Origin of the sequence: Janibacter cremeus, assembly GCF_013409205.1 — a bacterium.
Classification (GTDB): Bacteria; Actinomycetota; Actinomycetes; order Actinomycetales; family Dermatophilaceae; genus Janibacter; species Janibacter cremeus.
Map to the genome: position 1 here is coordinate 2,526,248 of NZ_JACCAE010000001.1, position 22,371 is coordinate 2,548,618.

The 22,371-nt window shown below is 70.4% G+C and carries 23 protein-coding genes and 2 riboswitches; of the genes, 11 read left to right on the forward strand and 12 right to left on the reverse strand.

Annotated features, from left to right (window positions below; all coding sequences use genetic code 11):
* Positions 1-20: 20 nt before the first annotated feature.
* The 5 genes from sucD to ribH all read left to right on the forward strand — a co-directional run bounded on the left by sucD (position 21) and on the right by ribH (position 4,726).
* Complete coding sequence (gene sucD / locus BJY20_RS12010; protein WP_185991753.1) at positions 21-911, forward strand: succinate--CoA ligase subunit alpha; 891 nt, start codon at positions 21-23, stop codon at positions 909-911.
* A gap of 130 nt (positions 912-1,041) precedes the next feature.
* A riboswitch (FMN riboswitch) is annotated at positions 1,042-1,174 on the forward strand.
* 132 nt (positions 1,175-1,306) lie between these two features.
* Positions 1,307-2,410, forward strand: a complete 1,104-nt coding sequence (gene ribD, locus BJY20_RS12015) for a bifunctional diaminohydroxyphosphoribosylaminopyrimidine deaminase/5-amino-6-(5-phosphoribosylamino)uracil reductase RibD (protein ID WP_185991754.1) — start codon at positions 1,307-1,309, stop codon at positions 2,408-2,410.
* Positions 2,410-3,021, forward strand: coding sequence for a riboflavin synthase (locus BJY20_RS12020; protein WP_185991755.1), 612 nt, complete (start codon positions 2,410-2,412; stop codon positions 3,019-3,021). Before ribD ends, BJY20_RS12020 begins: the two co-directional genes overlap by 1 nt.
* Positions 3,018-4,265, forward strand: coding sequence for a bifunctional 3,4-dihydroxy-2-butanone-4-phosphate synthase/GTP cyclohydrolase II (locus tag BJY20_RS12025; RefSeq protein ID WP_281366041.1), 1,248 nt, complete (start codon positions 3,018-3,020; stop codon positions 4,263-4,265). Before BJY20_RS12020 ends, BJY20_RS12025 begins: the two co-directional genes overlap by 4 nt.
* Positions 4,262-4,726, forward strand: coding sequence for a 6,7-dimethyl-8-ribityllumazine synthase (ribH, locus tag BJY20_RS12030; protein ID WP_185991756.1), 465 nt, complete (start codon positions 4,262-4,264; stop codon positions 4,724-4,726). Before BJY20_RS12025 ends, ribH begins: the two co-directional genes overlap by 4 nt.
* Before the next feature lie 156 nt (positions 4,727-4,882).
* Here ribH and BJY20_RS12035 read toward each other — a convergent pair whose 3' ends face one another.
* Entirely contained in the window at positions 4,883-6,364 is a 1,482-nt protein-coding gene (locus BJY20_RS12035) for a hypothetical protein (protein WP_185991757.1), read from the reverse strand.
* The gene (locus BJY20_RS12040) at positions 6,351-6,872 is read right to left on the reverse strand and encodes an RNA polymerase sigma factor (RefSeq protein ID WP_185991758.1); all 522 of its coding nucleotides are present in this window, start codon (positions 6,870-6,872) and stop codon (positions 6,351-6,353) included. The genes BJY20_RS12035 and BJY20_RS12040 overlap by 14 nt, the downstream gene beginning before the upstream one ends.
* Before the next feature lie 114 nt (positions 6,873-6,986).
* Between BJY20_RS12040 and BJY20_RS12045 the strand changes: the two genes are divergently transcribed.
* From BJY20_RS12045 to BJY20_RS16100, 5 genes are all read left to right on the forward strand, one after another.
* Positions 6,987-8,147 carry a cell division protein PerM gene (locus BJY20_RS12045; protein WP_185991759.1) on the forward strand — a complete coding sequence of 387 codons (1,161 nt, stop codon included), beginning with the start codon at positions 6,987-6,989 and terminating at the stop codon, positions 8,145-8,147.
* 15 nt (positions 8,148-8,162) lie between these two features.
* Positions 8,163-8,768: a phosphoribosylglycinamide formyltransferase gene (gene purN / locus BJY20_RS12050; RefSeq protein ID WP_185991760.1), complete on the forward strand. Its 606-nt coding sequence runs from the start codon at positions 8,163-8,165 to the stop codon at positions 8,766-8,768.
* Between the two features lie 30 nt (positions 8,769-8,798).
* A riboswitch (ZMP/ZTP riboswitch) is annotated at positions 8,799-8,877 on the forward strand.
* A 28-nt stretch (positions 8,878-8,905) separates the two neighbouring features.
* Positions 8,906-10,507, forward strand: coding sequence for a bifunctional phosphoribosylaminoimidazolecarboxamide formyltransferase/IMP cyclohydrolase (gene purH, locus BJY20_RS12055; protein WP_185991761.1), 1,602 nt, complete (start codon positions 8,906-8,908; stop codon positions 10,505-10,507).
* A gap of 29 nt (positions 10,508-10,536) precedes the next feature.
* Complete coding sequence (locus BJY20_RS12060) at positions 10,537-11,388, forward strand: bifunctional methylenetetrahydrofolate dehydrogenase/methenyltetrahydrofolate cyclohydrolase (RefSeq protein WP_185991762.1); 852 nt, start codon at positions 10,537-10,539, stop codon at positions 11,386-11,388.
* The gene (locus BJY20_RS16100) at positions 11,381-11,728 is read left to right on the forward strand and encodes a DUF3017 domain-containing protein (protein WP_185991763.1); all 348 of its coding nucleotides are present in this window, start codon (positions 11,381-11,383) and stop codon (positions 11,726-11,728) included. Before BJY20_RS12060 ends, BJY20_RS16100 begins: the two co-directional genes overlap by 8 nt.
* Before the next feature lie 124 nt (positions 11,729-11,852).
* Here the strand turns inward: BJY20_RS16100 and BJY20_RS12070 are convergent, their stop codons facing one another.
* The 8 genes from BJY20_RS12070 to BJY20_RS12105 form a co-directional block, all read right to left on the reverse strand.
* A complete protein-coding gene (locus BJY20_RS12070) occupies positions 11,853-12,848 on the reverse strand; it encodes a malate dehydrogenase (protein WP_185991764.1) in 996 nt (331 codons plus the stop codon).
* Between the two features lie 87 nt (positions 12,849-12,935).
* Positions 12,936-13,712, reverse strand: coding sequence for an anti-sigma factor (locus BJY20_RS12075; protein WP_185992585.1), 777 nt, complete (start codon positions 13,710-13,712; stop codon positions 12,936-12,938).
* Positions 13,709-14,347 (reverse strand): ECF RNA polymerase sigma factor SigK, encoded by a 639-nt coding sequence (gene sigK / locus BJY20_RS12080; RefSeq protein WP_185992586.1) that lies wholly within the window; start codon positions 14,345-14,347, stop codon positions 13,709-13,711. Before sigK ends, BJY20_RS12075 begins: the two co-directional genes overlap by 4 nt.
* Before the next feature lie 13 nt (positions 14,348-14,360).
* Positions 14,361-15,020, reverse strand: a complete 660-nt coding sequence (locus BJY20_RS12085) for a fasciclin domain-containing protein (protein WP_185991765.1) — start codon at positions 15,018-15,020, stop codon at positions 14,361-14,363.
* 68 nt (positions 15,021-15,088) lie between these two features.
* On the reverse strand, positions 15,089-16,609 hold the full coding sequence (locus BJY20_RS12090; protein WP_185991766.1) for a molybdopterin-dependent oxidoreductase: 1,521 nt from the start codon (positions 16,607-16,609) through the stop codon (positions 15,089-15,091).
* Positions 16,610-16,712: 103 nt separating this feature from the next.
* Positions 16,713-17,585 carry an aquaporin Z gene (aqpZ, locus tag BJY20_RS12095; protein WP_343062874.1) on the reverse strand — a complete coding sequence of 291 codons (873 nt, stop codon included), beginning with the start codon at positions 17,583-17,585 and terminating at the stop codon, positions 16,713-16,715.
* Positions 17,586-17,651: 66 nt separating this feature from the next.
* Positions 17,652-18,485 carry a glycosyltransferase gene (locus tag BJY20_RS12100; RefSeq protein WP_185991767.1) on the reverse strand — a complete coding sequence of 278 codons (834 nt, stop codon included), beginning with the start codon at positions 18,483-18,485 and terminating at the stop codon, positions 17,652-17,654.
* A gap of 38 nt (positions 18,486-18,523) precedes the next feature.
* Complete coding sequence (locus tag BJY20_RS12105) at positions 18,524-18,985, reverse strand: CatB-related O-acetyltransferase (protein WP_246297147.1); 462 nt, start codon at positions 18,983-18,985, stop codon at positions 18,524-18,526.
* Positions 18,986-19,562: 577 nt separating this feature from the next.
* On the opposite strand from BJY20_RS12105, the gene BJY20_RS16490 reads away from it, so the two are divergent.
* On the forward strand, positions 19,563-21,233 hold the full coding sequence (locus BJY20_RS16490) for an ATP-binding cassette domain-containing protein (protein WP_221935315.1): 1,671 nt from the start codon (positions 19,563-19,565) through the stop codon (positions 21,231-21,233).
* On the opposite strand, the gene BJY20_RS12115 is transcribed toward BJY20_RS16490, so the two are convergent.
* Entirely contained in the window at positions 21,218-21,616 is a 399-nt protein-coding gene (locus tag BJY20_RS12115; RefSeq protein ID WP_185991770.1) for a 4'-phosphopantetheinyl transferase superfamily protein, read from the reverse strand. The two genes, BJY20_RS16490 and BJY20_RS12115, sit on opposite strands and share 16 nt — an antisense overlap.
* Complete coding sequence (locus BJY20_RS12120; protein ID WP_185991771.1) at positions 21,609-22,349, reverse strand: hypothetical protein; 741 nt, start codon at positions 22,347-22,349, stop codon at positions 21,609-21,611. Before BJY20_RS12120 ends, BJY20_RS12115 begins: the two co-directional genes overlap by 8 nt.
* Between the last annotated feature and the right edge of the window lie 22 nt (positions 22,350-22,371).

Consider the following 22,371-nt stretch of genomic DNA (forward strand, 5'->3'; position numbering starts at 1 on the left):
TTAGGACGTAGAGAACAGACATGGCAATCTTCCTCACCGCTGACTCCAAGGTCATCGTCCAGGGCATGACCGGCTCCGAGGGCATGAAGCACACCACGCTCATGCTCGCCGCCGGCACCAACGTCGTGGGCGGCGTCAACCCCAAGAAGGCCGGCCAGAGCGTCGACTTCCCCGACGGCCAGTCCGTGCCCGTCTTCGGCTCCGTCGCCGACGCGATGAAGGAGACCGGCGCCGACGTGTCGGTCATCTTCGTGCCGCCGGCCTTCGCCAAGTCCGCCGTCGTCGAGGCGATCGACGCGGAGATCGGGCTCGCCGTCGTCATCACCGAGGGCATCGCGGTCAAGGACTCCGCGGAGTTCTACAACTACAGCAAGGGCAAGGCGACCCGGATCATCGGGCCGAACTGCCCCGGTCTGATCAGCCCCGGGCAGTCCAATGCCGGCATCATCCCGGCCAGCATCGCCGGTGCGGGCCGCATCGGTCTGGTGTCGAAGTCCGGCACGCTGACCTACCAGATGATGTACGAGCTGCGTGAGTTCGGCTTCTCCACGGGCGTCGGCATCGGCGGCGACCCGGTCATCGGGACCACGCACATCGACTGCCTCGAGGCCTTCGAGAACGACCCCGAGACCGACGCGATCGTCATGATCGGCGAGATCGGTGGCGACGCCGAGGAGCGTGCGGCGGCCTACATCAAGGACAACGTGACCAAGCCCGTCGTCGGGTACGTCGCGGGCTTCACCGCTCCCGAGGGCAAGACGATGGGCCACGCCGGCGCCATCGTCTCCGGCTCCTCCGGAACGGCTGCCGCCAAGAAGGAGGCCCTCGAGGCCGCCGGCGTCAAGGTCGGCAAGACGCCGTCCGCGACCGCTGACCTCATGCGCGAGATCATGCAGGGCCTGAGCAAGTAGGACCTGCACCTCCCGGCGAAGGGGGCGATGACCACGTGGGTGGTCATCGCCCCCTTCGCTCGTGTGGGCAGACCCACATGTGCCCGCCACTGCATCGGGGGTATCCTGACCGCGTACGAACGAACGTCGTACGCGTGCTCCGGGGTCGGTGAAAATCCGAGCCGGCGGTGACAGTCCGCGAACTCCTCGTCCTCACGGAGGGGAGCCGAGCTGGTGGAACTCCAGCACCGACGGTGAAAGTCCGGATGGGAGGCAGCACGCGGTGGCGCCGCCGTGCCGCGTGGTTCTCCGCCGGCACGGTCGAGGTCGAGCAGTCGACTTCCCGGTGCACACCGTCACGTCGCAGGACGTGTCTCCCTCGCCTCGTGGCTCGCGTCAGAGCACGAGAGGGCCCCATGAGCCAGCCGGTCGGCCAGGCAGCCGAGGTCGATGTCGCCATGTCGCGAGCCGTCGCGCTGGCTGGCCGTGCCCTGGGCCGGACCAGCCCCAACCCCGTCGTCGGGTGCGTCGTCCTCGACGCCGCCGGCCGGGTCGTCGGCGAGGGCCTCCACGAAGCCGCCGGTGGGCCGCACGCCGAGGTCAACGCGCTGCGTGCGGCGGGGGAGTCGGCCCGGGGAGGTACCGCGGTCGTCACCCTCGAGCCGTGCCGGCACACCGGACGCACCGGTCCGTGCACCCGGGCGCTGATCGCCGCCGGGATCACCCGCGTCGTGATCGCCGTGCCCGACCCCACCGCGGTGGCCGGGGGAGGAGCGCAGGAGCTGCGCGACGCGGGGGTGGAGGTGCTCGTCGGCACCGGCCGTGAGGCGGCCGCGCACGTCAACCGCGCCTGGCTGCACTCCATGGCGCACGGCCGCCCCTTCGTCACCTGGAAGCTCGCCGCCACGCTTGACGGGCGCACTGCCGCCGCGGACGGCACCAGCCGGTGGATCACCGGTGCGCAGGCCCGCGCAGAGGTCCACCGGCTGCGTGCCCGGTGCGACGCGGTCCTCGTGGGGGCCGGGACGCTGCGCGCCGACGACCCGCACCTGGCCGCACGCGATGTCGCCGACGTCGTCCAGCCGGTGCGCGTCGTCCTCGACTCCACCGCCGGGATCCCCCTGACCGCACGGGTCCTCGACGAGGCTGCACCGACCCTCGTCGTCGTCGCCGACGGCGCGGCCGCCGACCACCTGGTCGCCGCAGGCATCGACGTCGTGGCCGTCCCGCGCGCGGGCGCCGGGCTCGACCTGGCAGCGGTCCTGGCTGCCCTGCACGAGCGGGGCATCCGCTCCGTCCTCCTCGAGGGCGGTGCCCACCTTGCGGGCTCCTTCGTCGCGGCCGACCTCGTCGACGAGGTCGTCGCCCACATCGCTGCGGCCCTGCTCGGCAGCGGCCGCCCCGTCCTGCAGGACGCGGGCATCACCACCATCACCGAGGCGTTGCGCCTGACCACCACGGACGTCGCCCGCCTCGGCGACGACGTCGCCATCACCGCCACCGTCAGAAGGGACAGCTGATGTTCACCGGGATCATCGAGGAGCTCGGGGAGGTGATCGCCATCGAGGCGGGCACCGACTCCAGCCGGATCACCGTGCGCGGCGACGTCACCACGAGCGACCCCGCCCACGGGGCCTCGATCGCCGTCAACGGCGCCTGCCTCACCGTCACAGACACGGAGGCGAAGGGGGATGAAGTCACCTTCGACGTCATGGCCGAGAGCCTGCGTCGTACCGGACTCGGTGACCTCGCCGTGGGTGACGCCGTCAACCTCGAGCGGGCGATGGTCCTGGGCGCACGCCTGGACGGGCACCTCGTCCAGGGGCACGTGGACGGCACCGCCACCATCCTTCAGCGCCGCCCCGGCGACCGCTGGGAAGAGGTACGCCTCTCCCTCGACCCGCAGCTGGCCCCCTTCGTGGTGGAGAAGGGCTCGATCTGCGTCGACGGCGTGAGCCTCACGCTCTCCGCGATCGGCGAGGACTACCTCGAGATCGCCCTGATCCCCACCACGCTCGACCTGACCACGTTGGGCCGCAAGGGAGTCGGCGACCGGGTCAACATCGAGGTCGATGTGCTCGGCAAATACGTCAACCGCATGCTCGCACTCAGCCCGGGGGAGAACCGATGACCCGACGTGATGACCTGCTCGACGACATCGAGATCGCGATCGAGGCGATCGCCGCGGGCCGTCCGGTGCTCGTCGTCGATGACGCGGACCGGGAGAACGAGGGCGACATCATCTTCGCCGCCGACGCCGCGACCCCCGAGCTCATGGCTCTGACCGTGCGCCTGGGCAGCGGAGTGATCTGCGTGTCGATGACCGGCGAGGAGCTCGACCGGCTCGCACTGCCGCCGATGACCGCGATCAACGAGGACGCCAAGGGCACCGCCTACTCCGTCTCCGTAGATGCCGCCCAGGGCGTGACCACGGGCATCAGTGCCGCCGACCGGGCCCGGACCGCGCAGCTGCTCGCCGACCCGGCCACGGTGCGCGGTGACCTGGCCCGGCCGGGCCACGTCTTCCCCCTTCGTGCCCGCAACGGTGGCGTGCTCGTGCGGCGCGGCCACACCGAGGCCGCGCTCGACCTGTGCCGCCTCGGTGGCCGGGCGCCCGCCGGCGTGATCTGCGAGGTCGTCGAGGAGGACGGCTCCATGTCCCGCCTTCCCTCCCTGCGTCGCCTCGCCGACGAGCGTGGCTGGCCGCTGGTCAGCATCGCCGACCTCGTCGAGCACCGCCGTCGCACCGAGGCACTCATCGAGCCGGTCGTGACGACCCGGCTGCCCACGACCAACGGCGAGTTCATCGCGCACGGCTTCCGCTCCGGGATCGACGGCAGCGAGCACATCGCGCTCGTCCACGGCGACATCACGACCGGGACCCCGCTGGTGCGCGTGCACAGCGAGTGCCTCACCGGGGACGTCTTCGGCTCCCGCAGGTGCGACTGCGGGCCCCAGCTCGAGGCCGCCCAGCGAGCCATCGTCGATGCCGGCGCCGGGGTGATCGTCTACGTCCGCGGCCACGAGGGACGGGGCATCGGCCTCATCGACAAGCTACGCGCGTACGCCGCGCAGGACGCGGGTGCCGACACCGTCGACGCCAACTCCGACCTGGGGCTGCCGGTCGACGCCCGCGACTACACCCATGCCGCGCAGGTCCTGCGCGAGCTGGGGGTCACCCGCCTGCAGCTGCTGAGCAACAACCCGGCCAAGGTCGAGGCACTGCGCACCCTCGGCGTCGAGGTCGCCGGCCGGACACCACTGCCGGCAGGGATCACCGATGACAACCTGCGCTACCTGCGCACCAAGCGGGACCGGATGGGCCACGACCTGCCGTGGCTGCCGGCCGACACCCAGGACAGGAGCACGACATGAGCGGGCACGGAGCGCCGAGCATCGACATCACCGACGCGGGGGACCTGAAGGTCGTCATCGTCGCCTCCAGCTGGCACACCGTCATCATGGACGGCCTCGTCGCGGGGGCACAGAGGGCCCTCGGCGACGCAGGGATCACGGCCGAGGTCGTGCGTGTGCCGGGCAGCTTCGAGCTGCCGGTCGTGGCATCGGCGTTGGCCGGGGCCCACGACGCGGTCGTCGCCCTGGGCGTGGTGATCCGTGGCGGCACGCCGCACTTCGACTACGTGTGCGCCGCCGCGACCGACGGCCTCTCGCGGGTCGCGGTCGACACCCGCACGCCGATCGGTTTCGGCCTGCTCACCTGTGACGACGAGGCCCAGGCGCTCGCCCGCGCGGGCCTGCCCGACTCGACCGAGGACAAGGGTCGCGAGGCCGCCGAGGCGGCCGTGGCGACGGCCCTGCTGCTGCGCCGCCCCTGAAGCACCCGCGCGGCACCGGTCGGCGACACGATCCGCGTGACTCGCACCTCAGGAGGGTGTCTTCCGTTCGGTGACGGGCTAGCCTGAGAGCGCAGCGCCGACCCGGTCGATCCCCCCTGCTCCCGGGTCGGCGTTGTCCTACCGCCCGCCGCCGGTTCAGCGCGCGGCGGCCAGGTCGGACATCCTCGTCAGCTCCGACACCGCGACGGAGTCGGTCAACGGCCGCGGCGCGGTCTTCGCCTCGGCCAGCTCCAGCACGGAGATGCCCTGGCCCTGCATCCGCACCACGGCGATGTAGTTGGTGAGGTCGCCCTGCTGCAGCTTGAAGATGCTCGAGGTGAGCTGGGTGGACGTCCCACCGATCGCCGGGCCGGGGCAGGCCCCGCTGCTGTAGCCGGCGAGCAGCTCCGAGCGCGCGGTGTCCGGGTCCGAGGACAGGGCGATGTACTGCCGGGCGAAGTAGTTGTCCTCGCCCGGGCCGGACCGGATTCCGGTGGCCGCCACCGGGGCCTCGAGCTCGCTGGTGATGCAGGCCTCGATGTACGGCGGGGAACCCTCGAGGCGGAGCGGGCCTGCCGTCGTCGCCGCAGATCCCGTCAGGGCCGGGGACGCCCACCGGTCCGCCGGGACGAATCGTGCGCTGTCGATGACGTCATCGGTCGGGGGCGACGACGAGCTCGATGAGGGCGCGGCGGTGGTGCCGGTGCCCGAGGGGTCGCCGGTGCTGGCGCCGGTGGGCTGGGGCGGGGGGACCAGCGTCGTGGCCGGTGAGGAAGCCGTCGTCGGGTCGGTGTCCGTGGCCGTGTCGGTGCGGCCTGACGTCTGGGACGTCGAGGTCTCCCGCGCCAGGTCGGCCTCGCCGATGACGGCCAGGGCCAGCGCTCGGATCTCCTCGGGAGTGGGACTGTCGTTGCCCGACGCGGGAACCCTGAGGAAGGACAGCCCGTCACCGTCGGTGACTTCGACCCGCCAGGTTCGCGTGCCGTCGGTGTCCTCCATCAACCAACCGCGGTAGGTCGCACCGTCGGTCAGGGTGCCACGCGTGCGGTCGGTGGTCGTCAGGTCGTCGCAGCGCTCAAGGGCCGCATCGACGGCGCGCGTCAACGGCCTCGAGCCGCTCCGGGGCAGGCCGATCCACTGAACGGCAGGGATGCTGCCGTCGGCGAGCTCGGGCGCACCGCGGGTCCACGATGCGTCGTCGGTGGACTCGAAGCAGCCCTTCCCGTCGGGCGCGTCCGTGGTCGTCGTGGCGACGGGGCGGTCGAGGACCGCTGACCAGGTGCGCGCACTGAGCATGGTCAGGCGCGAGGCAGCCGTGCTCGATCCGCTCGTGGTCTCCTGGTGCGTGCTCGACGTCGCGACCGGACGGTCGGGAGACTGGTTGGCCACGTAGAGGCCCGCCGTCGTGGCGAGGACGGCTGCGGCGGCCGCCCCCGCGAGGAAGGCGAAGGAGCGTCGGCGGCTGCGGCGGACCGCGAGGTCGCTCACCTCACCCGTGCCCCGACCCTCGGCACGGGCGCGGACGGACTCCGGCTCGGGCAGGGGCTGGTCCGACACGTCGTCCATGAGCGACATCAGCGCGGCCCGGACCAGCTCGTCCTCATCGGGTCCCCACGACGAGTCGTCATGCCTGGTCATCGGGACCTCCTTCGGACTCGGGTGCGGTCATGGCCATGGCCAGCTGGGCACGGCCGCGATGCAGCCTCGCCTTGATCGTTCCCGGCGGGGAACCCGTCTGCCAGGAGATCTCGTCGACGGACATGTCCGCCAGGTAGTGCAGGGCCAAGGTCTCGCGCAGCTCCGGCCCCAGGGTGCGCAGCGCGGCAACCACGGCCACGCGGTCCTCGCTCGGGGCGGCGGGGCCGCCCGGTTCGCCGTGTCGTTCCATCGCCTTCGTCCGGTTGGTGTCCTTGCGCCACGCGGAGATGGCGATGCGCCGCGCGACGGTGCGCACCCACGCCAGTGGCTCATCGGCCGCACTGACCTGGTCCCACCGTTGCCACGCCCGGGCGAAGGCCTCCTGCGTGCTGTCCTTGGCCAGCTCGAGGTCACCCGTGGACGCGTAGACGACGTGCACGACTCGCTGCGCGGAGGCTCGGTAGAACTCGTCGAACTCGGCCGCCGCCGACACCTTCCCTCCCTTCATACACCCCTCCAGACGCGCGAGAGCGACACCTGGTTGCATCGGACCCGACAATTCACCTCCGACGCTACGGCTTGTCTGCGCCCCGCGTGCGCCTTCGTGGGTCACGATGGGGGCGTGACCGTGCTGGAGCTCATCAGGTCCGCGACGACCGTCGACGACGGCCTCCACCGGCGCCCCGAGGTGCGGGCGGCCGGGACGGGAGCGCTGACGGCCCTCGCGGGGCTGCTCGCACCCCTGGTGCTCGTCCTGCTCGCGGCGCTGGCCGTCCCCCGTGCCGCTGCCGGGGTGGGGGAGTCGATCGGCGCCGGCGCGCTCCTCTGGCTCGTGCTCGGCGGGGCCCGGCTCGCCCTCGACGGGGGCACCGTGGCGTTCACTCCGCTGGTGTGGACACTCGCCCTGCTCGTGCTGGCCAGGTATGGCGCGCGTCGTGGCCTGCCGGAGGTGCCGGGCCTGCGTCTGCAGGGGTCCTGGCTCGGCGGCTACGCCGCAGTCGGCGTGATCGCGGCCCTGCTCGGCCTGCTCGCGCCGGCCGGACCGGAGGTGCTCTCCCTCATCCTCCCATTGGTCGTGCTCCCGGCGGTGGCCCTGGCCTGGGCGCACGGGCTGCCCGACCGCGTCCTCGCCGTGTGGGGGAGGGCCCCCGTCGCGTTGCACCGGGGCCTCGTCCCCGGGGCGAAGGGAGCGCTGGTCACCGTCGCGGTCGGTTCCGTGCTCGTGCTCGTGGCCGTCGGGGTCAACATCGCCCGCGTGATGCAGGTTCACGCCGACCTCGGAGCCGGTTTCTTCGGTGGGTTGCTGCTGGTGCTGCTGCAGGTGGGTCTGCTGCCGAACCTGGGGATCTGGGGTGCCTCCTTCGCCGCCGGGCCGGGTTTCGCGATCGGTGGAGCCAGCACGACATGGGCCGCTGCGGACTCGGGGTTGCTGCCGATGGTCCCGGTGCTCGCGGCGCAGCCGCAGCCGGGGGACCTGCACTGGGCCACCCACCTGCTCGTCCTGCTGCCGTTGCTCGTCGGCGCGTGGCTGGGGCGCGAGACGCTCGTCTGGGTGCCTCGGCTCGCCGCGACCCAGACCAAGCTCGCGGTGATCGCCGTCTCCGTCGGGGTCGCTGCCCTGGGCGTCGTCGCGCTCGACCTGCTCGGCGGCGCCTCCTTGGGGGCCGAGCACCTCGCCCACCTCGGCGCGCCGACCCCGTGGCTCGGCCTCGCGCTCGTCCTCGAGCTCGGCCTGGGTGCACTCGCGGTCTTCGCCCGCGAGTGGTGGGTCCTGCGCCGCTGACCCTAAACTTGCGGCGTGCGCCGCCCCCTTCGCCTCCTCGTCCTCGTCTCCGGATCCGGCTCGCTGCTGCAGGCCCTGCTCGACGCGCAGGCGGCCGGCGCGCTCCCGGTGGAGGTCGTTGCCGTCGGTGCCGATCGGGCGGGCTGCGCGGGCCTCGAGCGGGCCGAGGCCGCCGGCGTCCCGACCTTCGTCGAAGCGGTCTGTGCCCACGCCGACCGGACCGCGTGGGATGCGGCACTGGCCGAGCGAGTGCGCGAGCACACCCCCGACCTGGTCGTCACTGCGGGGTTCATGAAGATCCTGGGCCCGGCCACGCTCGGGTCCGCGACCTTCCTCAACACCCACCCGGCGCTGCTGCCCTCCTTCCCGGGCGCTCACGGGGTACGTGACGCCCTCGCCCACGGCGTGCGCGTCACCGGCTCGACCGCCCATCTCGTCGACGCGGGCGTCGACACCGGTCCGATCATCGAGCAGCGCGTCGTCGAGATCACCGACGAGGACACGCAGGAGTCGCTCCACGAGAGGATCAAGGTCGTCGAGCGCGAGATGCTCGTCGACGTCGTCACGGCCATGGCCACCGGTGGGTGGCGGGTCGAGGGCCGTCGCTGCCTCGTCGGCTGATTGGCTGGCCCCGACCGGACCGCCGTAGACTTGGGGCCTCACGACTGGCGAAGGTGGGTCACCACCGGGGAGTGAACGTCGGGGTGCATCGCCCGCCTGGGTGCGCTCATCGCGAAGCCGACCCATCAGGAGCATCCGTGTCCGATCCCCGCCCCGTCCGCCGCGCCCTCGTCTCGGTCTTCGACAAGTCCGGCCTGGAGGACCTCGTCGCCGGCCTCGTCGACGCCGGTGTCGAGCTGGTCTCCACCGGTGGCTCAGCCGCACTGATCGAGAAGCTCGGCCTGCCCGTGACCAAGGTCGAGGACCTCACCGGGTTCCCCGAGTGCCTCGACGGCCGCGTGAAGACCTTGCACCCGCGGGTCCACGCCGGGATCCTCGCCGACACCCGTCTGAGTGACCACGTCCGCCAGCTCGAGGAGCTGCAGGTCGCACCCTTTGATCTCGTCGTCGTCAACCTCTACCCCTTCGCCGACACCGTGGCCTCCGGTGCTGGCGTCCAGGACTGCATCGAGAAGATCGACATCGGTGGCCCCACGATGGTGCGCGCCGCGGCGAAGAACCACGCGTCCGTCGCGATCGTGACCGACCCGGACAGCTACGGCAGTGTCCTGACGTCCGTCCGCGGTGGCGGCTTCACCCTCGAGCAGCGCCAGCGACTCGCGGCCGAGGCCTTCGCCCACACGGCCCGGTATGACGTGGCGGTCGCCGACTGGATGGCCGGCGCGGTCGCCGACACCGGCGACGGCACCGGCTTCGACGCGCAGATCGGTGGCACCTGGACCCGTGAGCAGACGCTGCGCTACGGCGAGAACCCGCACCAGCGTGCGGCCCTCTACGTCGCCGACGGTGTCGCGGGACTTGCCCGGGCCGAGCAGCTGCACGGCAAGGCGATGTCGTACAACAACTACGTCGACGCCGACGCCGCGCTGCGGGCCGCGCACGATCACGGTGACCAGCCGACGGTCGCGATCATCAAGCACGCCAACCCGTGCGGCATCGCCGTCGGCGGGAGCATCGAGGCCGCCTACGAGCGCGCCCAGGCCTGTGACCCGATCTCGGCATACGGCGGCATCGTCGCGAGCAACCGCCCGATCACCGCGGCGATGGCGACTGCACTCAACGACACCTTCTCCGAGGTCGTCCTCGCCCCGGACTTCGACACCGACGCGCTGGAGATCCTGAAGGAGAAGAAGAACCGTCGTCTGCTCACGGTCGCCACGCCGACACCGGGGGGAGTCGAGGTGCGTCCCATCTCTGGTGGAGTCCTCGTCCAGGACCGCGACACGATCGACGCGGTCGTCGAGGCGACGAACGAGGAGAAGCCGACCCAGGGGCATGGTGATGACCCGGCCCGGTGGGCCCTGGTGGCCGGTGAGGCCGCCGACCAGAGGACCCTCGCCGACCTCGCGTTCGCCTGGCGCGCGGTGCGGGCCACGAAGTCCAACGCCATCCTCCTGGCCAGAGACGGCGGCTCCGTCGGCATCGGCATGGGCCAGGTCAACCGCATCGACTCCTGCCACCTCGCGATCGGGCGCGCGGGTGAGGACCGGGCGAAGGGGGCCGCCGCAGCGTCCGACGCGTTCTTCCCCTTCGCGGACGGTCTGCAGGTCCTGCTCGACGCCGGGGTCTCCGCGGTCGTCGCCCCCGGTGGATCGGTGCGTGACGACGAGGTCGTCGAGGCGGCGGAGGCCGCCGGGATCACGATGTACTTCACCGGTACGCGGCACTTCGCCCACTGATCAGCGCCACGCACTGGAAGGATGACCACGTGACTGCACAGATCCTCGACGGCAAGGCGGCACTCGCGTCGATCAAGGACGAGCTGAAGACCAAGGTGGCCGCGCTCAAGGAGCGCGGGATCACTCCCGGTCTGGGCACCGTCCTGGTCGGTGACGACCCCGGTAGCCGCTGGTACGTCGGCGCCAAGCACCGGGACTGCGCCGAGATCGGGATCACGAGCATCCGCCGTGACCTGCCGGCCGACTCGACGCTGGAGGAGGTCCTGGCGGTCGTCCGGGAGCTGAACGAGGACCCGGCCTGCACCGGCTTCCTCGTGCAGCAGCCGACGGGGCTGGACGAGAACGCGATCCTCTCGGCAGTCGATCCGGCGAAGGACGTCGACGGGCTGCACCCGGTCAATCTCGGCCGACTGGTGCTGGGGGAGCCGGGCCCGCTGCCGTGCACGCCGATGGGCTGCATCGAGTTGCTCCGGCGGCACGAGGTGCCGGTCAAGGGCGCCAAGGTCGCAGTCGTCGGGCGCGGCATCACCGTCGGGCGGCCACTCGGCCTGATCCTCACCCGGCGCAGCGAGAACGCGACGCCGGTCCTGTGCCACACCGGGACGCGGGACCTTGCGGCGGAGGTGCGTACGGCGGACATCGTCGTCGCGGCCGCGGGGGTGCCCGGCATCATCACCGCCGACATGGTCAAGCCGGGCGCCGCGGTGCTCGACGTCGGGGTCAGCCGGGTCGAGGGCGAGGACGGCAAGAGCCGGATCGCCGGCGACGTGGCCGACGACGTCACCGAGGTCGCCGGCTGGATCAGCCCCAATCCCGGCGGTGTGGGCCCGATGACCCGCGCGATGCTGCTGGCCAACGTCGTCGGGGCCGCCGGTGCCTGACGAGGACGTCCACGAGGAGCCCAGCCCGGAGGAGGTCGCCAGCGAGGACCTGTCCGAGCAGGCGCGCCCTGCGCTCGACGTGCCGCCCCTGGCGGCGTGGTGGGTCATCGCCGCGGGGATCGTGGTGGGGCTGCTCTTCGTCCTCAGCGACCACGTGCTGCGGGCGACCGCGGTCATCGGGGCCACACTCGTGCTGGCGGCGCTGCTGCGGATCGTGCTTGCCCCGGACCGCGCCGGGGGCCTCGTCGTGCGCAGCCGGGCCCTCGATGCCCTCACCCTCGTCGTCCTCGCGGTGCTGGTCGTCGTCTCCGGCTTCACCCTCGACATGTCGCCGCGCTGAGCGCTGCTCCGCAGGACATCGCACCACTCGACAAGACAAACCCCGGGATTGCACGAGTATGAAACTCTTGCAAACCCGGGGTTCATCGGGTCACCCGAGAATCGGGTGCGGGTGAGGTGAGGCGTCAGCCCTTGATGAGCCCGAGCTTGGTCACGGCGTCGCGCTCCTCGGCGAGCTCGGCGACCGTGGCGTCGATCCGGCCGCGGCTGAAGTCGTCGATCTCCAGGCCCTGGACGATCTCCCACTTGCCGTCGGAGACGGTGACGGGGAAGGAGGAGATCAGGCCCTCCGGCACGCCGTAGGAGCCGTCGGAGCAGACCGACATCGACACCCAGTTGCCCTCGGGGCTGCCCAGCGCCCAGTCGCGGGCGTGGTCGACGGTCGCGGAGGCGGCCGAGGCCGCCGACGACGCGCCACGGGCCTCGATGATGGCCGCGCCACGCTTGGCGACGGTCGGGATGAAGGTGTTCTCCAACCAGTCCTGGTCGCCGACGGTCTCGGCGGCGTTCTTCCCGCCCACCTCGGCGTGGAAGAGGTCCGGGTACTGGGTCGCGGAGTGGTTGCCCCAGATCGTCATCTTCGTGATGTCGGTGACCGGCACGTCCAGCTTGCTCGAGAGCTGGCTGATGGCGCGGTTGTGGTCGAGGCGGGTCAGCGCGGAGAACTGCTCGTCGGGGATGTCCGGTGCGTTGTTCATCGCGATCAGGGCGTTGGTGTTGGCCGGGTTGCCGGTGATCGTCACGTGGACGTCGTCGGCCGCGACCTTGTTCAGCGCGGCGCCCTGCGGGGCGAAGATGCCGCCGTTGGCCTCCAGGAGGTCACCGCGCTCCATGCCCGGGCCGCGGGGGCGGGCGCCGACGAGCAGGGCGTGGTTGACGCCGTCGAAGACCTTCTCCGGGTCGTCGCCGATCTCGACTCCGGCCAGCGTCGGGAAGGCGCAGTCGTCGAGCTCCATGACGACACCCTCCAGTGCCTTCAGGGCCGGGGTGATCTCCAGCAGTCGGAGCTCGACGGGGGTGTCGGGACCGAAGAGAGATCCGCTGGCGATGCGGAAGAGGAGGCTGTAGCCGATCTGGCCTGCTGCGCCGGTGACGGCGACCTTGACGGGAGTGGTGCTCACGAGATCTCGTACCCCTTCGTGCGGGTGTTGGGGAGCAGTTGACGGGTCCGACCCTACTCCGCGGAGGAGTCGTAGGGACACCGCGTCCTAGGACAGGACGATCAGGGCGATCGGGTCGGTGGTCGGCTGCTCCGAGCCGCCCGCCGGCTCGACGGTGACGCCGACCCCCTTCGCCTGACTGACGTCGCCGTCGAGGACCATCTCACCGTCGGTCCCGGTCATCACGCCGGCCGGGACCATGTTGCCCTCCTCGTTCTGCAGCCAGGCCTGGTAGGCATGCCCCTCGCCGGGATCCGCCAGGCCTTCGACCTGCAGTACCGCCTCGCCCATGTTCTCGCTGCGGGTGACGGCGATCGTGGCGCCGCCGGTGGTCTCGGCCTGCCAGGTGCGGGCATCCGGTGCCGAGGCGATCTGCTCGGTGACGCTGGTGGTCGTCTGCTCGACGACCTGCCAGGTGACGCCACCGCCGACGACGAGCGCTGCTGCTGCGGCGAGGCCGACTGCCCATCGACGGCGCCGAAGCGCGCCGTCCTGAGGTGCGACGGAGGAGCCTCGAAGGGGCACCACGCGGGCGTGTGCGGGCTGCTGGCGGTCGGGCACGGCCGGTGTCACCTCCGCCTGCTGGACGGCGACCGGTGGGTCCTGCCGAGTCCGGGCCGCCTGGTCGAGGATGCTCTCGCGCAGCGAGGGGGGCGGTTCGCTCGCGACCGTCTCGGCGAGCAGCGGGACCACCTCGCGCAGCGAGTCGACCTCGTCACGGCAGGTCGGGCAGCGACGCAGATGCATCTCGAAGTCCGCACGTTCCTGCTCGGTGAGGGCATCGAGCACGTAGGCGCCGGAGAGGCTGTGCAGGTCTTCGCTCATGAGGTCACTCCCAACTGGTCTCGTAGGCGGATCAACCCGTCCCGGATGCGGGTCTTGGCGGTGCCGAGGGGTAGGTCCAACAGGCTGGCCACCTCGCGGTGGGTGTACCCACCGAGATAGGCCAGACTCACGGCCTCCCGTTGTGCGTCCGTCAGCTCGTGGAGGGCGGTGCGCACGCGGTGGGCCTCCAATCTCTCGGTCGCCTTCTCGGCTGTCGCGTCGTAGTGGATGTCGCGGGTACGGGCTTCCCAGGTCTCGTCCCGCGCGGTGGCCGACTGACTGCTGCGGACCCGGTCGACGGCCCGTCGGTGGGCCAGGGTCATCAGCCAGGCATAGGGCGACCCCTTCGCCGGGTCGAAGGAGCTGGCGCGTCGCCAGACCTCGAGGTACACCTCTTGGGTGACCTCCTCGGCCTGGGACGGGTTGCGCAGCACCCGCAGCACGAGGCCGTGGACCCTCGCCGACGTGTCGTCGTAGACACGGGCGAAGGCGGCGTCATCCCCTTTGGCCGTGGCCCGGAGCGTGGCAGTGAGCCGGTCGGACTCCGTGACCCCTGACGCCGTCGCGCTTGCGGAGGCGGCACCGGTGGCGCCGTCGCCGTCGTTCTTGCTGGGGAAAGGGGTCACGGAACCCATCATGCGTGATCGATCACTTCGCTGTGGGCATCAGCACGCCGTCGATGATGTACACCGTGGCGTTGGCGGTCTGCACGTTGCCGCAGACGACCTGCGCATCCCCGACGGTGAAGTCCTCGTCCGACCCCTCGACAGTGACCTCGTCGCCGGCGAGTGTCGAGTGGGTGCCGGCCAGGTCCTCCGGCGCGAGGCGCCCCTCGACGACGTGGTGGGTCAGGACCGTGGAGAGCAGGCCCTTCGGGTCGTTCATGGCCTTGTCGAGCGTGGCCGGATCCATGGCGTCGAACGCGTCGTTGGTCGGCGCGAAGACCGTGATGTCCTCGGCGGAGTCGAGCGTCGAGGCGAGCTCGGCCTTCTTCACCGCGCCCACGAGGGTGCTCAGCGCCGGGTTGTTGCCGGCCGCGGTGGCCACGGGGTCCTCGGCCATGCCGTCGAAGGATCCCTTGCCGTCCTCGGGCACGGCGGCGCAGCCATCGCCGAAGGGTGCGGACGCGGTCATGGCGTCATCTCCCTCCATGCCCTCCGAGCTCTCGGAGGTCATGGATTCGGAGGAGCTGGTGGAGTCGGAGGCATTGGTGCCGGAGTCCCCGTCCGAGCCGCAGGCGGTCAGGGCGAAGGGGAGGGCAACGGCGGCGAACGTCGCGGCCAAGCGCGTGGTGGTCCTGGGGTTCATCGGGTGCCTCCAAAGGCGTTGTGGGAGTGTGCATCTGGAGTTCGGAGCAGTGCGCATGGTCGGATTGGTCAGCCGACGGTGACTGCGAGGGAGTGCAGTCCCGTGGCCCCTGAGGGGAAGGGGTTGGCCGTGTCGGTCGTCTGCACCGCGCCGGTTCTGTCGGTGGCCCGCACGGTGAGGTCGTGGCGCCCGTCGGTGGCGTCCCAGGGCAGGAACCACTGGCGCCAGCAGTCGATGTCCGCCTCGGCGCCCAGGGTGGCCCGCTGCCACGGACCGTCGTCGACGCGCACCTCGACCTTCTTGATCCCGCGTCCCTGCGCCCAGGCGACCCCACCGATGGTCGTGCGGCCGGGGTCGAGACGCGCCAAGGGGGCTGGGGTGTCGATCCGTGACTGCGTCTTCACCGTGCCGTCGGTGGCCCAGCCCCGCTCCGTCCAATACGCGCTCTGCTCGTCGTAGCGGGTCACGGTCATCCGGGTCAGCCACTTGGTGGCACCGACGAAGCCGTACAACCGGGGTGTGAGGAGCCGGGCCGGGAAACCACGCTCGGCCGCCAGGGGCTCACCGTTCATGCCGACCGCCACGAGGGCGTCGCGGTCGTCGAGCAGAGCGGTCAGGGGTGTGGAGATCGTCATCCCGTCCGTCGAGGTGGACAGCACCTGCAGGTCCGGGTCGCGTGAGTCGTCCTCCAGGCCGGCGCGGGCGAAGAGCTCACGGGTGAGGACACCGAGCCAGCGGGCATTGCCGATGTAGGGGCCGCCGACGGGGTTGGACACGCAGTTGAGCGTGATGTCCCGCTCGACCGCGGGCATGGCGAGCAGCTCGTCGAGATCGATCGTGAAGGGATCCGGCACGTCACCATCGATGGTCAACGACCAGTCGCGCGGGTCGACCTTCGGCACGAGCAGGGCGGTGTCGATCCGGTAGAAGTCCTTGGCCGGGGTGACGAAGGGGGCGATGCCCGCCTTGCCCAGGTCCGCCCCCTTCGCCAGCGGTGGCAGGGGGTCGACGGCGGGAGGCAGGGTGATCGTGGTGGGTGCACGACGGTGGATGAGCGTTTGGCCACCGACCCCGAGGGCGGCTGCTCCGACGCCTGCGCCACCGAGTGCGAGGACCCCGCGGCGGGTCGGCTCGCCGGGCACGGCGTGGTCCGGGCGCAGGAGTGAGGTCCGGGAGACGAGCAGCTCCAGGGTGGCCACCCCGACGACGGCCGCGACGAGGGCCGGCAGCCACGCGAAGGAGCCCGTCTCCGGTCGCAGCACCGCGGCGGCACCGGCGAGTGCGGTGAGCAGCACCAGGACGGCGACCGCGGCGGCCCGGGAACGCAGCCGCAGCAGCCCGGCCAGTGCGGCCAGGAGCAGGGTGACGATGATGACCGATCCGATGAGGATGGGCTTGTCCGCGGTGCCGAACGTTGAGACCGCCCACTCCTTGACGGGTGTGGGGGTGAGGTTGATGACCTGGCCGCCGACGGCGAGCACAGGTGAGGCCGAGGGCGAGACGAGAGACGCGACCAGGTGGGCGGCAGCGCCACCGAGCGCGGTCGCGAGGATCCCGCATGCGGCTGCTGTGGCAGTGCGAACCTTCATGTCAAGGGGTTCGGCGCCGGCGGCGCAAACGGATTGATCGGGGACGGCGAAGGGCGCCGCCTGCGCCCGTGAGGGCGGGTCGACGCACCGGTGGCCGGAGCGATCAGGGTTGGTCGACGCCCTCGACGTCGACACCGGCACGCTCGACGCCGGTGATGAGCGCGTAGGTCGCGCCGGCGATGAGCGCACCGATGATCGGAGCGACCCAGAATGCCCACAGTTGGGCGGTGGCGCCGTCCTGGAAGAAGGCGACGGCGGTCGAGCGGGCCGGGTTGACCGAGGTGTTGCTGATCGGGATCGCGATGAGGTGGATCAGGGTGAGGGACAGGCCGATGGCGATCGGTGCGAAGCCCACGGGCGCCCGCTCGTCGGTCGCACCGAGGATGACGTAGAGGAAGAAGGCCGTGAGGATGATCTCGGCGAGGAGCACGGCCATGAGCGAGTACCCGCCGGGGGAGTGCTCCGCGTACCCGTTGGCCGCGAAGCCGGCGCCGGCGTCGAAGCCCTCCTTGCCGCTGGCGATCACGAAGAGCACGACACCCGCAACGAGGCCCGCGACGACCTGGGTGACGACATAGGCCGGGACGTCCTTCCAGTGGAAGCGCTTGCCCATGGCCAGGCCGAGGGTGACGGCGGGGTTGAAATGACCGCCGGAGACGTGACCGACGGCGTAGACCATCGTCAGGACCGTCAGACCGAAGGCCAGAGCGACGCCGACGAAGCCGACACCCAAACCGGTGTCCTTTCCGTCGACGACGTGCTGGGCGGCGAAGATCGCAGTGCCACAGCCGCCGAGGACGAGCCAGAAGGTGCCCAGGAACTCGGCGCCGAGACGGTGGGGGAGTGAATGAGTCAACGCGGGCCGCCGTTCGTGGAGGCCGGGCTGGAATCTCCGGTCCGGAGTGGCCAGCATGGTGGAAAAGGCCGCCGCGCGCGACTGCACCACCCCGAGGGCAGGACGAAGGGGAGAGGACACCTGCGAGGGGTGCGTCGTCAACTACGTGGACAGGCGGGGAGGTGGACGCCGGCGAGGCTGGAGACGCTAGAGGTACCGGAGTCCGAGGCGGACACTGCCGACGACGCGGCCCCAGGCGTGGGCCGCTTCTCGGACCCAGGTCCACCGGTAGGACTCGGAGACGATCGCCAGAGGCATCCTGAGGGAGAGTCTCCCCCAGCGGCCGACGGTCCGCGGCCAGCTCGATCGCGGCATACCGCTCTCGCGGAAGTCGCGGTAGAGCTGCACCTGCGCCTGGCCCGTGCGGTAGGACTTGCGGGCTGCTGAACGCAGCGTGGTCCGATGGCGGTAGGCGACGACTGCGTCCCGGACATACTGCAACTCGTATCCGGCGAGCTGGACGCGCCAGCAGAACTCGGTGTCGGTGCTGCCGTACGCGTAGTCCTCGCAGAAGCCGCCGACCTCCTTCCAGACGGAGCGCCGTACTCCGAAGTTCGCGGCGATGGCGCGGGGGAGGAAGCCGCCGGCGATGGGGAGCGCGTCAGGGTGACGGGGCATGTATCCGTGCGGGAAGGTGTCGTTGTCGAGACGACCGCCTACCGCGTGGTGTTCGTCGAGCGCGGCGGAGAGTGCGCGAACCCAGGACACGTCGACGACGTCATCGGCATCGCAGAAGAGCAGATGGTCACTCCGTGCCTGCTCGGCGCCGGTGTTGCGGGCGGCGTTGGCGCCGGCACGCTCACAGCTGAACGAGCGCACCCGCGGGAAGCGGTCTGCGTGCTCCCGGATGATGTCGGGTGACTCGTCGCTCGAGCCATCGTCGACCACCAGCAACTCCCACTTGATGTCGGCGTCCTGAAGGGCCAGGGCTGCCAGCTGGTCAGGCAGGGTCTTCGCGGCGTTGCGGACGGGGATGATCACACTGGCAGTGACACCGGTGCCCTGTCCCGGCACGGTGCTCAGCCTTCGCGGTCGTGGGCGTCGATGAAGCCCTGGATGTCGTCGGACACGAGCTGGGGCATGGCGGCGACGAGGCGATCTTCGCTCCAGTCCCACCACTTGATACGTAACAACGCCTCGATCTGCTCGGGAGCGAAGCGGAACCCGGAGACGCGGGCGGGGTTGCCGACCACAACGGCATAGGGAGGAGCGTTCTGCCGCACCACGCTGCCGGCACCGACGATGACGCCGTCCCCCAGACTGACTCCGGACAGGATGAGGGAGCCGTGTCCGATCCATACGTCGTTGCCGATGGTCACGTCTCCGCCGGTCACCGTCGGCCGGTGAGCGAGCTCTCCGCTGGCCTCCTTGAAGGGTGGGTAGGACGGGAACCGGTAGGTCGAGACGAAGTCCGCCTGGTGCTCCCCACCGAGGACGATTCGGGTGCCGTAGGCGAACGAGCAGAACTGACCGACTGTCAACCCGCATCCGGGCGTCCGGTAGGACACTGTCAGATGACCCCAGGAAAAGCGGCCGATCTGAAATTCTTCGAGGTCCGGGCGTTGGTCGAGACGTTGCGCGGGCGGAAGGAGGTCCGTGCGCGTGGGTCGTTGCAGGCGGCGTCGTACTCGCCTGGCCGCACTCCTGAACTGCTGACGCATCGCTTGTCCCCCGAGGCAGTGGTCCCGGGCGCCATCGCCCATGAGTGGCGAGTTTAGTGGATCGATGGGTCTCCCGGGGCCCTCACGACGTGGCGACACGTCGAGGCGGGTCTTCGTGCCGGCCTCGCCACCCCAGATTCCGGGGTGCTCATCCGCCGACGCGGTGTCCCCACGGGATGTATGTTGCGTGACAACGACCCTGAGGAGCGGATGTGCCGATGAGTCTGCGTCATACCCACTGCGGCTCCCCGGGTCTCGGGCCGTGAATCAGCCGGAGACGCGACAGCGGTCCGGGCCTCTCCACACCGTGGTTCGCCTACGACGTGCGTGGCATCGCCTCTCGCCGTTCTTCCGCTCTTCCAAGATCCTTCTTGGCGCGGTCGTGGTGGTGTCGATCGTGGCCGGTTTCGTCGAGGCGGGCCTGTTGACGTTGATAGCGACGATGGCGGTCGGGGCGGCCGAGGGCCAGAGTGGCGTCAACTATGACCTGGGTCCCGTGACGATGCAGATGGATCGTTCCACGACCTTTGCGGTTGCCATCGCAATGTCACTGTTGCGCGCTGGCCTCCAACTGGTCCTGGCCTACCTCCCCGCGCGGATGAGCGCTCAGGTGCTGGCCGACATACGGATCCAGTTGTTCGAGGCATTCACTTCGGCGTCCTGGTCCGTGAAGTCCATGGAGCGCGATGGGGCATTCCAGAATCTCATGATGCAGAACGCGTCCTACGCGGGAATGACCGTGATCAGCATGGGCGTGGGTCTGACTGCGACGATCATGTTCGTGACCATGGCTGTGGGAGCCTTCCTGCAGAACATCGTGGCTGCAGCAGTCTTCCTGGTAGCCGCTGTCGCTCTCTTCATCGTGCTACGACCGATGTCGCGCCGTCTGCGGCGGCACGCCAAGCGGCTGAGCGGCGAGAACATATCCTTCACCAACACCGTCCAGGAAGTCGTCCTGATGGCCGAGGAGACGGAGGTCTTCGGCGCCACGAGCGCCTTCCGCTCCGGCTTCCACGACCATGTCGAGTCCGTCCGGAATCCATACGTTCGCACGCGTTTCATGTCGATGGCGCTGCCCGGGCTCTACCAGAGCGTGGCGATGCTGCTCCTGGTGGTTGCGTTGATCGTCGTGGCACTGGTCGGCGCCGGCGAGCTCGCCGCGCTCGCGGCTGTCATCCTGCTGCTCATCCGTGCGCTCACGTACGCCCAGCAGATCCAGACCGCGGTGACGACCATCGATGAGCGGGTGCCCTTCCTCAACCACATCGCCGATGCCCTGGGCCGCTACCGTGCCAATCCGCAACAGGATGGTGTCGAGCCACTAGACGAGATCAGGGTCATCGAGCTCTCGCGCATCGCTCTTGCCTACCGGCCGGGCGTCGATGTTCTGAACGACGTGAGCTTCGATCTACACCGGGGTGAGGCGATTGGGATCGTCGGGCCCTCCGGTGCGGGCAAGTCCTCGATCGTCCAGGTCCTGCTGCGGCTGCGCGACCCACATGAAGGGGCGTTGCTCGTCAATGGCAGGGACGTGCGCAGGACTCGACGTGCGGACTGGCAGAGGCAGGTCGCCTACGTGCCCCAGTCCGCGCAGGTGATCTGGGGAACGGTGCGGGAGAACATTGCTCTGCACCGGGACTGGCTCACCGAGGAGCAGATCGTGTCGGCAGCCAAGCAGGCGCACATCCACGACGACATCGTCTCGTGGCCGAAGGGTTACGACACCATCATCGGGCAGCGTGTGAACGCCGTGTCTGGTGGTCAACGCCAACGTATCTGCCTGGCGAGAGCACTGGTCGAGGACCCTGCTGTTCTCGTGCTCGACGAACCCACCAGCGCCCTGGACGCCCGCTCGGAGGAGCTCGTCCAGAAGTCACTCGAGGAGATCAAGAAGCACACGATCACAGTCCTGGTCGCGCATCGGCTCTCGACGCTGGCCGTGTGTGACCGCGTGGTCGTGATGGTTGACGGTCGGGTCTCGGGTCTCGGCCCGCAGGAGGAGCTGATCGAGCAGAGCGACTTCTTCCGTGAGGTGCACGAGATCACGCGGCGTCAGAGCCGGGCCTGATCCGCCTTGGAGAGCGCGACGACCGTGGCCATGGCATGGTCGGGCGTCTGCGCCATCGAGACGCGGAAGGCACAGGCGCCACGCTCGGCGGCCAACGCACGCAGCCTCCCGTGGAGACTCAGCCCGGGCTGCAGGGTGACCTCGATGTCGCGCCAGGGAACGGGGCCGTTGGCTGACACCCGTAGCGCCTTCACGGTGGCCTCCTTGGTCGCCAGCAGCGCGGCCACGTGCAGGGCCTCCGATCCACCCGGCCGGATCTCCAGCTCGGAGGCGCGGAACCACCGCTCGAGGAAGCGCGGGCCACCCCTTTCGATCAGGCGGGTGAGGCGAGCGACGTCCACGATGTCCGTGCCCAGCCCGATGATGCCCATGGGCTCACTCACGCAACGCCGTCGCGATCACCGTGATCAGGTCAGCTGCCACCGTGTCCGCGCCGTCCTCGTTGAGATGTCCGTGGTCGCGCGCCCGGGCCCGGTCGAGCGCGTGGTAGGTCCGCCCGCGGTGCCATCCGACGGTGCCGTGGCCGCTCTTGGCGGTGGATTCGATGGAGGCGATGTCGAAGAGGCGCTCGGTCCTGGGGTGCTCCGCACGAACCAACGCGTTGAAGTCATCTCTTGCGATGTTGTGCTCGGGCCCGTGCCGGTCGCCGCGTCCCAGCCACCCCTTCAGTGTTGCGACACGGCCGCGCTTGGTCGTCAGGGGCACCGTCGCCGGCACGAAGGCGACGTTCGGGTACTCCGTGCTGAGGGCGGACAGAGTATCCCTGTAGGCGGCGAAGATCCCGGTGACGTCGCTCCCCGCTCGAATGTCCGCGTAGCACAGTTTCAGGACTGCCGCGTCGGCCCAGTCACCAATGCCTCCACGCACGAGTGCGGCGTACTCGTCAACCTTGCCGAGCGGGTCACCATTCTCGCCGATGCGGGTGTGAACCAGATGGTCACCGGGCTCGGCGTCAGCGAGTTCAGCGACCCGAGGAGCCGGCAGGTCGTGGGTGGCGTACAGGCGGGGGACGGCGTCGAGGACGGCGCGGCCGACGGACTGGTGGGCGAAGAACACGTGCGCGTTGCTGACTGCGACAAGATCTGCGTGCGACACGTTCAGGACGAGTCGATGCATGATGCGCCCCTCTCCAGCCGAC

Coding starts and splice junctions, on each gene's coding strand:
- sucD (WP_185991753.1), top strand. CDS start 21: ATGGCAATCTTCCTCACCGCTGACTCCAAGGTCATCGTCCAGGGCATG.
- ribD (WP_185991754.1), top strand. CDS start 1,307: ATGAGCCAGCCGGTCGGCCAGGCAGCCGAGGTCGATGTCGCCATGTCG.
- BJY20_RS12020 (WP_185991755.1), top strand. CDS start 2,410: ATGTTCACCGGGATCATCGAGGAGCTCGGGGAGGTGATCGCCATCGAG.
- BJY20_RS12025 (WP_281366041.1), top strand. CDS start 3,018: ATGACCCGACGTGATGACCTGCTCGACGACATCGAGATCGCGATCGAG.
- ribH (WP_185991756.1), top strand. CDS start 4,262: ATGAGCGGGCACGGAGCGCCGAGCATCGACATCACCGACGCGGGGGAC.
- BJY20_RS12035 (WP_185991757.1), bottom strand. CDS start 6,364: ATGACCAGGCATGACGACTCGTCGTGGGGACCCGATGAGGACGAGCTG.
- BJY20_RS12040 (WP_185991758.1), bottom strand. CDS start 6,872: ATGAAGGGAGGGAAGGTGTCGGCGGCGGCCGAGTTCGACGAGTTCTAC.
- BJY20_RS12075 (WP_185992585.1), bottom strand. CDS start 13,712: ATGAGCGAAGACCTGCACAGCCTCTCCGGCGCCTACGTGCTCGATGCC.
- sigK (WP_185992586.1), bottom strand. CDS start 14,347: ATGGGTTCCGTGACCCCTTTCCCCAGCAAGAACGACGGCGACGGCGCC.
- BJY20_RS12085 (WP_185991765.1), bottom strand. CDS start 15,020: ATGAACCCCAGGACCACCACGCGCTTGGCCGCGACGTTCGCCGCCGTT.
- BJY20_RS12090 (WP_185991766.1), bottom strand. CDS start 16,609: ATGAAGGTTCGCACTGCCACAGCAGCCGCATGCGGGATCCTCGCGACC.
- BJY20_RS12120 (WP_185991771.1), bottom strand. CDS start 22,349: ATGCATCGACTCGTCCTGAACGTGTCGCACGCAGATCTTGTCGCAGTC.